Genomic DNA, 14,579 nt, shown 5'->3' on the forward strand with positions numbered 1-14,579 from the left:
GTCCCTAAAACCCCTTTGATTCAGCTTTGATTACTCGGTTTCTTCAGCCTTATCATCCTTTTTGCCTTCTTCAATTCCACCCTTTACATCACGGTTTTCAGACTTGGTATGGGCCTGAATAAACGGAGTGTTGCCACTCAATACATCTTTCGCACCGCCGGTGAGCAAACCAGAAACGGTTGGCGCAAGGTTAAAGCCGCCGCCGCCCTGATAGTTGTTACCTTTGACTTCCTGTAACTCAAGAGCTTTGGTTTTCAGTTCAACTTTGCCTTGATCACTGCTCAGTTTTCCGCCGTTTAACAAGGTGTTACCTTTCACGTTCAGCGTTACGCCTTCTTTACCGCTGATCGCTGAGGTTTCGTTAATGGCATCGTTATTTACCACGTTAGCGTTAACTTTGAAGTGACCATCCAGACCAATTTCTTCTGCCGGGCCAACGACTTTGTTTTTCACTTTGTTACCCGCCCAACGAGCGCCTTTATCCCAAACCGCGCTGTCAGTTTTTTCCTCAACCAATTTCTCTGGCAAGGTCACTTTATCGTTGGCTTTACTAAAGCTCACGGCATTGGTGGTGTCTTGCTTAGGGTCGTTTTTGTGAGCGAACTTATTGTACTTATCTTCAACCTTATCAAAGGCTTTGTTAGCTTTGGTTTCCAAGGCGTTTTTGATTTTTTCCTTCCCTACCGGGCTGGCATCAGAAACGCGAGTTACCAGATTATCTTCTTTTTTATTGGTGTGGCTTAAACCTAAATCCACGCCAACGTTGACACCGGTTTCACGATCTTTGCGGCTTTCGACACGCAGATCGCCACCTACATCCCCGCTCACTTTATCCGCAGTCACTGTGGCACCAGCCAGCGTGGTGTCTTTTCCGCTGTTCAACGTCAGATTACCGGTATTAATCTTGGTATTCTGTTGTTTAACCGCATCTTTTTTCTCAACGCCGACGTTGATACCCGCGCTAACGTTATGAGAGTCTTTGCCAGATTCGCTGTCGACTACGCCTTTGTCATTCTTATCATAAGATTGAGAAATGCCTGCGCTGCCTTTCAGACCCAAATTCCAGTTGTTTTTCTTCTCTTCGTTTTGCGCTGACTCCAGCACTATGCCACCTTTTTTAGCATCCAGAACCGTTGCTTTACTGGTGACTTCGGTGCCTTGCAAATGGATAGCCTGTTTGTCATCGCTGCCGGATTCAATCTTCAGCGTCCCTTTGCTGTCGATTTTACTACCCTGACGAGTCGTGGCTGATTCATCAACTTTATCGAAGTTAACGTCGCCGCCCAGATTGAAACCACCGCCGCTCTTGGTTTCAGAATCGGTACTGCTGGTGCCGACATTGATGTTGCCAGACAGCTTGGTATTTTCCTTGCTGCTGGTGGATTCAGCTGCTTGCAAATCAACCTTGCCCGCGGCTTTCAGCGTGACATTGCCGGTTGGCTGCTCTTTGCTACCAATCTGGCTGCCTTTCAGCGTTAAATCACGGCCGGAATCCAGTTCTACGCCTTGTTTACCCGCCAACTGACTCACTTTGGCATCGGAAGTGCTGCTGCTGCCGTTGTCTATACCGCCGCCCAAACCAATGCCGAAGTTGTTGCTCTCTGGCGTGCTGCCGCCTTTGGCAGAAAGCTTAACGTTAAAGCCTTTATGGTTCTCGCTGCTGGTATCCGTGGCCTGATCGAATTTGATGTCCCCGCCGGCTTTGACGCTGGTTTTACCCGCGCCTGCGTCCAGAGAGGTGCCCTGATAAGTCGCGTCCTCTTTGACCTTGATACTAATGCCATCGGCCGCTTTAATCTTGCCGGTGACCGCGTTGCTGGCGTCTTTTTCGCTACGGGTAGTACCGCCTTCGCCTTTAGCATCGGCACTGATATCGCTGCCAGTGGAGGTATAAACACGTAGATCTGCGTTACCTTTGGTCTCACGGCTATTAACGGTTTCAGTATTGGCTGCCGCTTCGCTGGTGTGGCTTTGGGCTTCAATGGTTACGCCGCCTTTAGTGGCTTCGTATTGCGTGCCCTGATCTTTCACTGTGCCTGTGGTTTTCGTGGCAACGCTGCCAGCCTGAACGGAAGTAACGAGCGCTTTTGAGCTGTTTTTAGTGACATCGCTGCTGCTGCCGTTGGCTCCGACATCGATACCAAGGTTCGGCAGGCCAATATCACCCAAATCGTTAGCGGCACCGAGAATGTCCAGTTTAGCAATCTTATCAATCGCTTTTTCTGCCGGACGAGTAATGCCGCTGTAATCAACGTTAGCGCCGACTTCAGCACCGATTGTTAACGTTTCAGTTTTGCTGTTTTTGGTATTTTTAGCTGCGAGGTTATTCACATTCGCTGCTTCCTGCGTCAGTTTCTCCCCCACTTTATGCTGAGTGCCTTGGTTGGTCAGATCGCCTTTTGCCTCAACGGTAAAGTTTCCCGCTACGTTGGAGCTGGATGCCGCGGCTTTGTTCGCGTCAGTGTGAGTTTTGCTATTTTCATAGCCAACTTCTACACCGCTGCCCGCTTTATCAATACCGCCAGTGTAGTAAACGCCGCCGCCAACTTTTGTGCTGGTTTTGTCGCTGGTGGTTTTGTCTTCTGCAGCCAGAAAAGCAACGTTATTACCGCTGATTTTAGCGTCGTCTTTGGTCGTTTCCAGTTTCGAGCCAGTAAAGGTAACGTCTTTATCGGATTCGATTTTTACGCTGCCGCCGCTGAGGGTTGCCGCTTTATTCTTGGTGCTGTCGGTTTTTTCTGTTTCGCTGGTATGCTCAATGCGCAGGCCGGCACGATATTGTTTATCGCTATGTTCTTTGGCATAGGCATCGACTTTCAGCGATGTGGTTTTTTCGTCAATCTTTTGCTGTTCAACGGCTGATTTAACATTCAGATTGCCCAGCGTTTTAATCCCTAACTCATCGGCGCTATTGACCAGACTGCCAACGATAGTCGTATCTTGCTGACTAAACAGTTTTAAATCTGCATCAGATTTCAGTTCGCTACCGGTAGATTGCTCGGTAGAGTTATTCGCTTTCTTCGAATCTTTAGTGATATTGAAAACGGTACCGGTGCGTTGATCCACTTTCTCGGTGGTTAAGCTAATGGCGTTATCAATGACCAGACCGCCATTCTTGGTTTCAACGAATGCGCCTTCTTTGGCGGTGACTTTACTACCAGTAACCTTAACGCCTTGATTACCGGATACCAGAAGTTTCCCATTGCTAGAAAAATCAGAGGCATGGCTGACTTCTTTCTTATTGCCATTATCCTTATCATCTCCGCCGCCGATACCGCCCCAAACCACGATATCGTTCTTCACGGTTTTCTGGTTGGCTGTTTTCTGTACATCGATATTGATTTGTTTGTCTGCGGTGACAATCAGGTCTTTTTTAGCTCGAACTTCCGCGCCTTTACTGGTGATATTACCGCCCGCGGAGAGGCCTAAATTACCGGTTACGGCGTTGAGTTTTGCGGTTTTAAGATTTTCCGTCGTAGTGCTATTGGACCAGCTACCCGTCAGTAATTTGCTGGTGTCATTTTTACGTTTGCCATTTTCGCGGACGGTTTGTGATTCAGTTAAACCCGATAGATGCAGATCGTTTTTTGCATTGATGCTGAGATCGTTGTTGGCATAGACCTGGCTACCGCTGATCACGATATCGCCTTCGTCAGCCATTAATTTTGCATTTCGATGTGCATGAATCTCAGTGCCAACTTGTTCAACTTTCTCGTTTTCTTTATTGGTATTGCGACGCCAGGCACCACGATCCCGATTATCAGTATGGCCGTCGGTTTGTGTGAGTTTTTGCCCATCTAGCTTGAGGTTAGCGCCTTGCAGAGTGACATCGCGGCCTTGGACATATGCGCCGGTCAGCGTATTGTTTTGCTTGGCAACAATCGAAATATCATTACCTGAAATGCTGGTTTCCTGAAGGCGCTGGCTGCTATCGCGGTTGTTAACGTATTTGCCGCTCCACCAGGTATCGTAGTTATCGCTATCATTACGGCTGTGACTATCGGAGATGATTTTGCCTTTGGATACGATGTTTTTACCCGTTAATCTGATATCGGCGCCTTTTAATTTGGCTGCCTCTAACTCGAGATTGCCTTTCGATGCAACATCGATATCCCCAACGGTGACCTGACCGTTAGCTAAACGAAAGGTATCGATTTCATTGCCGATTTTGACACCGCTTCCTTCGGCTGTGCTGATCAGGCGAATACGGCCAGCTTGCATACTACCAAGGTAGTAGCTGTCTAATGCGCCCGCTTTTTGAGTGTTTCTGCTTTCCAGAATCTCGCCTTTGGCTGAGACACGGTTTTCGCCGGTCAGAGCATAAACCTGCTCCGGTGAGGAAATATGGCCTTCGGCGCTGATGCGTGGTGCAATCAGATCCAGAGCGCTATCCGCATCCAGTCCGCCTTTGCCTATTGAGAGCGCATGGGTATTGTTGAAGGTGTTAAAGCCATTCAGCTCCCCTTTTTCAACCAGCGGATTCCCTACCACCAACGAAGAGCGGTTGGTATTGATAAAACCGCAGCCATCACAGGTGATACCGTTCGGGTTAGCAAGCACATAATCAGCGGCCATGCCGAAGATTTCCTGTTTCCCTAATAGTAAAGAAGGATTACGGCTAATCACTTCATTCAGAATGATTTTTGCAGCGTTACTGCCCAGATTGGCGTTGGCATTAAGCTGACCGGCCAGTTGAGAGGTGCCGTCGGTTAAGGAGTTATTTAGCACTGCGCCGGGTTTATTGACGTTAAAGCTATCGTATTGGTTATGAGACAAACCTGATGCTGAAGGAGCAACAATGTCGACTACCGCAGCGCCGTTGGCAGCGCTGCTGATGGTTGGGTTATGGGCTGCGTCACCGGCCCCGACGATATCGGCGGCGTAGGCTGCACCCAATGAGGCGAAAATAATCGCCAAAGAGGCAACCAGTTTTCCTGCGGGTGACAGTTTGAATTTTTTAGTTTTCATCCGTGTATCTCCTAGATATTTCCGTTTTTATAACGTTAACTACTGGTGTTATTAATCAATAAAAGGATCGTTAAAAGGTGTACGAGAAACGGGCCAGAACCTGTACCGGATCAACGGGGGTTTTATGCTCGGAAAGAATCCAGCCACGGCTGGCTTCCACATCAATTAATGACCGTTGATAACGGAAGGTCACTCCGGCGCTGAGGCCTGCGCTGCTTTGCCAGCTTTGCTGACTAAGACGTGCCTGTACTCGCCCTACATCTGCCCCTAAACGTGGAGTAAAAGTGGTATTGCCCACTGGAACTGTGCGAGACAGCGTATTTTGCAGATACCAACCGTTATCGCCGGAAAGGGTGCTATGACTAAAGCCGCGTACTGCGCTGCGGTCAGTCAGGCTGATCCATTCCACGCCCGGTAGAGAGTTTTTGCTGTGCTGGCCGTAGAACGAGTTGGTCAATTGGTACGGGTTATCAAACAGGGTAAAGCGCTGGCTTAAACTGGCGAAAACCTTGGCTTTGGTAAACTGTGCGTCCGGATAACCGGCAGGTTTGCGGCCACTACTCCGCTCTGAGCCAAACCACGGCATGCCTTGCTCTACCGTGGCATTCAGGCTAAGCAGGCCGCGCGGTAGAATTTGCATATGACTGGCACCCAATTCCAGCACCGTCAGCGTTGGGCTGCTGATATGTAGCTTGGATGACTCAAAATAGTTATTAACGTTTTTGTAGGTAAGTTGTGCGCTCAGTGAGTCAATTTGGTCTTGATCCCGGTGAAACACATAATCCGTACGCAGGCCGTATTGTTTTGTATTTCCGTCTAATTTAACGGTATTAATCGCTAGTTTCTGATGATTTAAATAATCAGAGAAACTGGCAAATCCGCTAAATGTCCAGGCACCGTAAGGTATGGAATACAGCATGGTGTAGGCACGGCTATAGCGCTGCTGCGGATCTTTTAATGTGCTACTGACATTTAAGCTAACGAAGTCAGATAAACCCAATGGGCTATCATAACTGGCAGAAGTCCGAGCCAGCCATTTTCCGGTATTTTTCTGGCCGTAATTATCCATACTTCCAGATAAAAGCCATGATTTGGTATGTACATTGTTCAATCGAACAATAGAACCACCGTCTTTTTTACCGGGTAAAATATCTAATTTAGTTGTATTGGATTGCAGCCTGTTCGCCTGATCTAATCCTTGATCAAGCTGTGTCAGATTAAGCGGTTTTCCGACTAAATCAGGAAATAATAAATCACTATTAACCCAGTGGTCACCACCGATAATTTTCTCGATAAAACCTTCGGTGACATTAATACCCAGTTCACCATCCTGATTAGGCTGGATAAATTGAACTCTGGCAGTAACGTAACCTTTGCTTATATATAAGTGCGTGATTTCACGGGTAAGTTGATTAATATCGTTACTACTGATGCAATTTTCAGGTAAAGTAGCGATCGATTCTAAGTCACTGTTTTTTAATAGAGTGACGCCGCGTAAATAAACGCCATTGATCGGTAAACATTGCGCCGACATAGGTAAAGCCATGTGATGCATTTCAGCTTCGGAATCCAACAGGTTTTGTTTCTTTAACTGTTGGTAGCGACGTTCATCCATTATTTCGTGAACGGTACGCGAGCTATCCTGCAATGCACGACGAGATTCGCTCATAGGGGAGAAGTCACCCATATTAGGCAAAGTATTCCCCTGAGCGCTGGCGCTCAAAAGCAATAAAAATGCGGAGTATCTTTTAATCATTTAATCCTATTATGAGAGACAGTCTGTCACGCCATATAAAGACGTTGGTACTGTTTCTGTCCTTTATTTAATGCGTCGGGGCAAGACTACCTCTTGCTCGAAAAGGTTAAATAGCAAATAACAGAGAAGCCTCAAATGGCTTGAAGCGTCAGTTCACCTTTTTCAGGTAGCCTTTATCTGCGATGTTGGCGCAGATAATTAATGACTTATTAAATGCGTAGAATGACTAAATGGAATGACTCTTTTTAGAAGGGTTAATTCCATGGTGTTTGTAAAATTTATAAAAATTGAAAAGTAAGTATTATTTTTTCTTATAAAGATTAATTTTGTTTTTACTATTAATCTTATTCTTTGTAGTCAGAAGAATCCTAACTCATTTCTATGGGGTGGATAATAGGGGAAATGGTAATAGCTGACAACCCGTGCAGATGGGAATGTGAAATTTCGTAGAGGACATTTAAGGTAAACGCGCGTAAGTCTTTGTATTTAGATCGAGAGCGCACCTGAAATTTATCGGGTACGACAACTTTATTTAGTTAATTTATCATTTGATGCTGCTTTTTTGATTGCTCGTCCTGACCAATAACCGGCGAGGAGATAACCGGAAAGAGTGTGCCAGACGGAGAAAAGAGCCCCCGGAAACGCAGCTAATGGAGAGAAGTAGATTTTGCCTAATGTGGCCGCTAGCCCAGAGTTTTGCATACCAACTTCAATAGCTAATGTGCGGCAGGTTGATTCGTCAAAGCCGAATAGTTTTCCGCCCCAATAGCCACTGAGCAAGCCGATACCGTTATGCAGAATAACGGCCATAATCACCACGAATCCAACAGATGCAATATGTCCCTGACTACCCGCAACTACAGCGCTGATGATGGTCAGAATGCATACCATCGAGAGAGCGGACAGGTAGGGTTCGATACGTTTAACTGTCTTGGTAAAACAGTGATGGATAACCAATCCGGCAGTTATCGGAATGACTACGATTTGCAGGATGCTTTTCAGCATACCCATTACGTCTACGCTGATTGTGGCATCGACGTATAAACGGGTGAGCAGCGGCGTAGCGAATACGCCAACCAACGTTGAAACCGCAGAGATAGTGACAGATAAAGCCACATCACCTTTGGCCAGATAAATCATAACGTTAGATGCTGTTCCGCTAACCTACCAAAACCATTCCAGCGGAAAGATCCGGCGGCATGCGGAATAGCATTGCCAGTATCAGTATCTAGGCTGCCAGCGGCATAATCAGATAATGCAAAAAAGTTGCCGCAGCCACCGGGGCAGGCCGCGAAAGCACTTGTTTGAAGTCTTCTAACCGCAGCGTTACGCCCATGGCAAACATGATTAGCATAAGTCATGGCCCGATATAGGGGCCGATCGGCGTAAAGGTGCTGGGAGTGTAATAGGCAGCGATAGACAGTAAAACCGGCCAGAGCGGGAATAAGCGAGTGACTTTGGCAAGCATGCGATGTCCTGTTATCTGGTGATGTTGTGCAGAGAAGGTGCCGGGCGGTATCCACCCGGCTGATTGTTATTATCTATTCGAACAGATTATGGTGCAGGGTTTTGACTACTTGTTCGGCATCGTCGCCAGGAACCAGGAAGCACAGATTGTTGCTGCTGGCACCGTAGCAAATCATACGAATATTGAATGGATCTAATACGCCAAATACTTCTTTCCCAACGCCGTAAGCCTGAGAAAGCTGATTGCCGATAATCGCCACCAGAGCCAGATTTTCCTCGACTTCCACCCGACAGAGGGAGGATAGCTCGGTCAGTAAAGACGTGGTCAGCAGACTTTCGCCGGTTGACGTGGAGCCAGTGGTATCCAGCGTTAGCGCCACGCTGACCTCCGAGGTCGTGATCAAATCAACGGAAATATTATGGCGCGCCAGAATATTGAAAACCTCCGCCAGAAAACCGCGAGCGTGAAGCATATTCAGGCTGTGTAGGGTCACCAGCGTTTGTTTACGACGTAATGCCAGCGCGCGGAACAGCGGCGGATTTTCGGTTTTATTGCAGACTAAGGTGCCACCGGCGGCCGGATCTTTGCTCGAACCAACAAACACGGGAATATCGCTGCGAACGGCGGGCAATAAGGTGGCGGGATGCAAGACTTTAGCGCCAAAAGTTGCCATTTCAGCGGCTTCTTCAAAAGCGATTTTATCGATGCGCTGAGCTTGAGGCACCACGCGCGGATCCGTAGTGTAAATGCCTGGAACGTCAGTCCAGATATCAACGCGGCTGAGGCTCAAAGCTTCACCTAGCAATGCGGCGGTATAGTCACTGCCGCCCCGGCCAAGAGTGGTGGTGCGGCCTTTAGCTTCGCTGCCGATAAAGCCTTGGGTGACAATAATAGCTTCGGCCAGACGCGGCGCCAGCTGGGCTCGAGCCAGTTCGGCCAATGCCTGAGTATCGGGTTCTGCTCGACCAAAGCGATCATTGGTGCGCATCACTTTACGCACGTCGAACCATTCCACGGCAACGTCGCGTTGGCGAATGATTTCAACGAACAGCAGCGTAGACATCAGTTCGCCGTGGCTAACCAATTCGTCCGTCAGCGCCGTGGATGTCGCCAGGCTGGCGGCCTCGGACAACATGGCGATATTGTCCAGCATACGGTCAATTTCATCACGTACTACGCTGGATTCTTTCAGGTTATCGAGAATGGCATATTGAATATGGCGAATTTCATCCAGATGAAAGGCGCGCTGTTCTGGCTCGCAACCTTCGGCAAGGGCGACCAACAGATTAGTAACACCGGCGGAGGCCGAGAGAACGACCAGGCGAACATCGGTATGAGACAGAACCACGTCAGCGCTGCGGCTCATGGCGGTAAAATCGGCGACGCTGGTTCCACCAAATTTGGCGACGACGGTAGCCTGTTGGGATGCTGCATGAATCATCTAAAAAACCTCGTGTCAGGGATGCACCGCGCAGGGTGGTCATCTAAATACATAAGCCTTGGCACAAGGGAAGAGCGGGAGACAGGGGGCACAAGCATAAGAGTTACGCTAGGGTACACCCAGAAGCGCTCCACCTTGCTAACCATTCTAAATGAACGGTTTCCGGTGACAACCCAGGGGATTCAGCCCCTGTAGTCGACGTGGTGATAGCCGAAGTCATCACGTCTCGGCGTCGCTCCCCCTCAAATGTCTTCAGCGGATTACGGCTCCTCCGACACTCTACCTGGGCGACGCACCTCTTCTGGCTTACGCAATGCTGCGTAAGTAGGTGTTTAGGAATAACGGGTTCTCGGGCCGCTGTCAACGGCGGCACAATGAGGTTTTTTCACCTTCATACTGCCGGTTTTCAGCCTAGTGGGGGAATCTGTGGCGTGGCGAGGGCAATGTATTGGGATTATCTGCAAAATAGCGGTTTTTCCAACGATGTCACCAATTGTTAACAATAAAAATTTTTTCTGACCGAGCGCTTATTCGTCAATTTTATAATAAAAAGGGAAGACGCCTGGCCTTCCCTCTGGTTGAAGTGATTTCTTGGGTAATCAGCGGCTTGCCGATGAATTATCGTCCTGTACCAAGGCTATCAAAGTGCAGGGCACAGCGGGAGCCACGCCGGCACTAATTGGCTGCAAAGTGCCGTCTTCCCGCTGATAAAATAGTGGAATAATGCCCTGATGTTTCTCCAGATATTCCAGCCAGCCAAAGTTTTCACTGAGTTTGGTCGCTTTGATGGTGGCACCTTTGGCAATCTGGCTGCTTAAGCGGCCATAAGTGGCTTCTGGCGCGAACAGCACTTCGTGGCGGCGGAATCGGCTACTTTCCGCATTGGTTCGCCCTTTTTGTAGCGTGCCGGAACGAATGGCGAACACATGGCTATCGCCAAAGATATGGCCAAAATGGTACACCGCTAGCGCATTCTGGTGGCGATTGGGAGATAGCGCCAAAACCTGCGCGGTTTCGCTCAGATCGAGATAGTTTTCAGCATGTTCTGAGTAAGCGTGACCATAATAGGCCGGAATGCCTTCCATACGCGCCAGGCGGTAATATTCCCAACTGCTATCCGTGACCAGCACTGGAATATTCAGTTTAAGCAACGCCTGCGCCAGCATGCGCGCCACGCTATTGGCCCCGACAATCAGTACGCCGCGCGGCTTTTGCTGCTGAACCCGCAGCCAGCGCGCCATTATTCCGCTGGTCAGGCTTTGCAGCACGACGGTGCCGATAATAATCGCAAAAACTACCGTAACCAGCTTATCCGCTCCTTCGTAGCCATTACGCTGTAAAGTTAGGGCAAATAATGAGCTGACCGCCGCCGCGACAATACCTCGCGGAGCGATCCAGCACAACAGCAGACGATCGCGCCAATGGAGACTGGATCGCCAGGTCGAAACGGCGATACACAGCGGACGGGCAATAAACTGCACTACCGCCAGTAAAATCAGTAGCGGCCAACCCATGTTCCATAGAGCATGAATATCCAACCGCGCCGCCAGAATAATAAAAAGAGCGGAAATCAGAATCGCAGATAATTCTTCCTTGAAAGCCAGAATATCGCTGGTATCGACATCGCGCATATTTGCCAGCCAGATGCCCATTACCGTGACGGTAAGCAGGCCGGACTCATCGGCAATGGCGTTAGAAATACCAAACGCGGCCAACATAATTGCCAGTACCGCCAGGTTTTGCAAATAGCGAGGTAGCCAGACGCGGCGCAGCGCCAATCCTAATAAATAGCCAAATAGCGCGCCGGCGATCAAACCCACCGCGGCGGTAATACCCAGCGTCCAGAACAGGTGAGTGTAAGATTCTGCATTCTGTTTCAGGACAATAAATTCAAAAACCAGCAGAGTGAATATCGCCCCAACCGGATCGATGACAATCCCTTCCCAGCGTAGCACCTGATTAATCGTAGATTTTGGGCGCACCACTCGCATTAACGGAGCAATAACCGTCGGGCCGGTCACCACTGTGACGGCTCCGATTAGCGCGGCCAATTCTGGAGGGAAATTCAGTAGCCACCAACAGGCCACGCTGATAACCGAAAATGTCACCAACATTCCCACGGTAACCAGATTGCGTACCACGCCGCCCAAACCGCGAATCTCTTCCACTCGCAGAGTTAACGCGCCTTCAAATAAAATGATGGCAACGGACAGGGAAACAAGCGGGAACAGCAAATCGCCAAACAGCAAATCGGGCTGCACCCAGTGCACCAGCGGGCCAAGTACAATACCCATCAATAACAGCGGAAGAATCGCCGGTAAGCGTAATAACCAGGCGACCCACTGCGCCAATAATGAACTCAGACCAATCACCACCAACATTAGCGGGGGAGATAATTCCATAGCGACAACCTTTTTAATCTTAAGCAAAAGTGGGTATGTTTTAATCTGCCACATACCTGTGACAGTTACACAACCTCAGTAACAGGTTGTTATCCTGAAGTATAGGAATTTTGCCCTTAAAAAGGGAATGGGGATCTTTTCTGATCGAGAGTTATTACCTATCGCAAGAAAAGAGATCTCAATCACAGGTTAACAGGATACAATTAACGCATTCGTTTCATTATCCTTAAGCCTAGAAGAGCGTCGCTATGAAAAATGTAAATCCTAGTCAAACCGCTGCCTGGAAAGCGTTAGAACAACACTTTGAACAGATGAAAGATGTGCAAATCCGCGATCTGTTTGCCGAGGACAAGCAGCGTTTTGAGAAATTTTCTGCCACTTTTGACGACCAGATGCTGGTAGATTTTTCAAAAAACCGCATCACCACTGAAACTATGGAAAAACTCCAGGCACTGGCAAAAGAAACCGATCTGGCCGGTGCGATTAACTCCATGTTCTCCGGTGAAAAAATTAACCGTACCGAAGATCGCGCCGTACTGCACGTTGCCCTGCGTAACCGCAGCAACACCCCGATTCTGGTCGATGGTAAAGACGTAATGCCAGAAGTGAACGCGGTGCTGGCTAAAATGAAACAGTTCTGTGACCGCGTGATCGGCGGCGAATGGAAAGGTTACACCGGTAAAGCGATTACCGACGTAGTGAACATCGGTATCGGTGGCTCAGACCTTGGCCCTTACATGGTGACCGAAGCGCTACGGCCGTACAAAAATCATCTGAATATGCATTTTGTTTCCAACGTTGACGGCACCCATATGGCCGAAGCGTTGAAACCGCTGAACCCGGAAACCACGCTGTTCCTGGTCGCATCTAAAACCTTCACCACTCAGGAAACCATGACCAATGCGCACAGCGCTCGCGACTGGTTCCTGGCTGCTGCACAGGACGAAGCGCATGTGGCAAAACACTTTGCTGCGCTGTCTACTAATGGTAAAGCCGTAGCCGAGTTTGGTATTGATACCGACAATATGTTTGAGTTCTGGGACTGGGTAGGCGGCCGTTATTCACTATGGTCTGCTATCGGCCTGTCTATTGCTCTGTCCGTTGGATTCGAGAATTTCGAGCAGTTGCTGAGCGGTGCCCATGCTATGGACCGTCATTTTGCCGAAACTCCAGCAGAGAAAAACCTTCCGGTTCTATTGGCACTGATCGGCATCTGGTACAACAATTTCTTCGGCGCAGAAACCGAAGCGATTCTGCCGTATGACCAGTATATGCATCGTTTCCCGGCTTACTTCCAGCAGGGCAACATGGAATCTAACGGTAAGTATGTGGATCGTAATGGCAATCCGGTTGGTTACCAAACGGGCCCAATCATCTGGGGCGAGCCGGGCACCAACGGTCAGCATGCGTTCTACCAGTTGATTCATCAGGGCACTAAATTGGTTCCTTGCGATTTCATCGCGCCAGCTATCAGTCATAATCCGCTGAGCGACCATCACGCTAAGCTGCTGTCTAATTTCTTCGCGCAAACCGAAGCTTTGGCTTTCGGTAAATCGCGGGCAGAAGTGGAAGCCGAATTTGCCGCCGCAGGTAAAACGCCGGAGCAAGTGGCGCACGTTGCACCGTTCAAAGTCTTTGAAGGCAACCGTCCAACCAACTCCATCTTGCTGCGCGAGATTACTCCGTTCAGCCTGGGGATGTTGATTGCTCTGTACGAGCACAAAATCTTTACTCAAGGCGCAATCCTGAATATCTTCACCTTCGACCAATGGGGTGTAGAACTGGGCAAACAGCTGGCTAACCGCATTCTGCCTGAGCTGGCGGATGATGCGCCGGTGACCAGCCACGATAGCTCAACCAATGCGTTGATTAACCGTTTCAAGAACTGGCGTTAAGCTAGAGAGCTAAAGCTCTTTGATCCGTGCTTATTATTGGCCTCTTACTGATGTAAGGGGCCTTTTTTCGGTCTGAGGCTTGGCCTTGTGTTAGCCTCAGACTGTTTCCCCCTCTTTCTCTGGGTGTATCTATGGCGAAAAATTCGCGTTCTCAATGGGTAGCTAAAAATCTACAGCGTTTATTAAACGTTGGCTTGATCGCGTTGGCCGCTATTTTGGTGGTCTTTCTGATTAAAGAGACGTTTCATCTTGGGCAGGTTTTGTTTACCAATAATCAGGAAACCTCATCCTATAAGTTGATCGAAGGAATAGTGATCTACTTCCTGTACTTCGAGTTTATCGCATTGATAGTGAAGTACTTTGAGTCAGGTTATCACTTCCCTCTACGCTATTTTATCTATATCGGAATAACTGCCATTATCCGGCTGATTATTGTCGATCACGAGAACCCTATTGATACGCTGGTGTATTCGGCGTCGATTCTGCTGCTGGTGGTGACGTTATATCTGGCCAATACCGAGCGACTAAAACGCGAGTAAACAATAATAGGCATAAAAAATGGCGGCCATATAGGCCGCCATAAAGACACAGTACCAGGGTAAATTACAGCAAAGTAAGCAGTGGCATGCTTTGTAACCAACTGGTGCAG

General features: G+C 48.7%; 6 protein-coding genes, 1 pseudogene and 1 riboswitch. Of the genes and pseudogenes, 2 read left to right on the plus strand and 5 right to left on the minus strand.

Going from position 1 to position 14,579, the window contains the following annotated elements; genetic code table 11:
* Nucleotides 1–30: 30 nt before the first annotated feature.
* The 5 genes and pseudogenes from ACQ4OC_RS08545 to ACQ4OC_RS08565 all read right to left on the minus strand — a co-directional run bounded on the left by ACQ4OC_RS08545 (nucleotide 31) and on the right by ACQ4OC_RS08565 (nucleotide 12,035).
* Nucleotides 31–4,968, minus strand: a complete 4,938-nt coding sequence (locus ACQ4OC_RS08545; RefSeq protein WP_064515536.1) for a hemagglutinin repeat-containing protein — start codon at nucleotides 4,966–4,968, stop codon at nucleotides 31–33.
* A 70-nt stretch (nucleotides 4,969–5,038) separates the two neighbouring features.
* Complete coding sequence (locus ACQ4OC_RS08550; RefSeq protein ID WP_064515534.1) at nucleotides 5,039–6,724, minus strand: ShlB/FhaC/HecB family hemolysin secretion/activation protein; 1,686 nt, start codon at nucleotides 6,722–6,724, stop codon at nucleotides 5,039–5,041.
* Between the two features lie 528 nt (nucleotides 6,725–7,252).
* Nucleotides 7,253–8,192, minus strand: a pseudogene (panS, locus tag ACQ4OC_RS08555) (ketopantoate/pantoate/pantothenate transporter PanS).
* A gap of 73 nt (nucleotides 8,193–8,265) precedes the next feature.
* Nucleotides 8,266–9,633 (minus strand): lysine-sensitive aspartokinase 3, encoded by a 1,368-nt coding sequence (gene lysC, locus ACQ4OC_RS08560; RefSeq protein WP_120805611.1) that lies wholly within the window; start codon nucleotides 9,631–9,633, stop codon nucleotides 8,266–8,268.
* Nucleotides 9,634–9,748: 115 nt separating this feature from the next.
* Nucleotides 9,749–9,942: riboswitch (Lysine riboswitch) on the minus strand.
* A gap of 290 nt (nucleotides 9,943–10,232) precedes the next feature.
* A complete protein-coding gene (locus ACQ4OC_RS08565; protein ID WP_120805613.1) occupies nucleotides 10,233–12,035 on the minus strand; it encodes a cation:proton antiporter in 1,803 nt (600 codons plus the stop codon).
* A 248-nt stretch (nucleotides 12,036–12,283) separates the two neighbouring features.
* On the opposite strand from ACQ4OC_RS08565, the gene pgi reads away from it, so the two are divergent.
* Both pgi and psiE read left to right on the plus strand, forming a co-directional pair.
* Entirely contained in the window at nucleotides 12,284–13,930 is a 1,647-nt protein-coding gene (pgi, locus tag ACQ4OC_RS08570; protein WP_430971100.1) for a glucose-6-phosphate isomerase, read from the plus strand.
* Between the two features lie 131 nt (nucleotides 13,931–14,061).
* Nucleotides 14,062–14,469 (plus strand): phosphate-starvation-inducible protein PsiE, encoded by a 408-nt coding sequence (gene psiE / locus ACQ4OC_RS08575; protein WP_064515527.1) that lies wholly within the window; start codon nucleotides 14,062–14,064, stop codon nucleotides 14,467–14,469.
* Nucleotides 14,470–14,579: the final 110 nt, after the last annotated feature.

The sequence above is a fragment of the Yersinia sp. J1 genome, from assembly GCF_050586585.1.
GTDB classification, from domain to species: Bacteria; Pseudomonadota; Gammaproteobacteria; order Enterobacterales; family Enterobacteriaceae; genus Yersinia; species Yersinia entomophaga.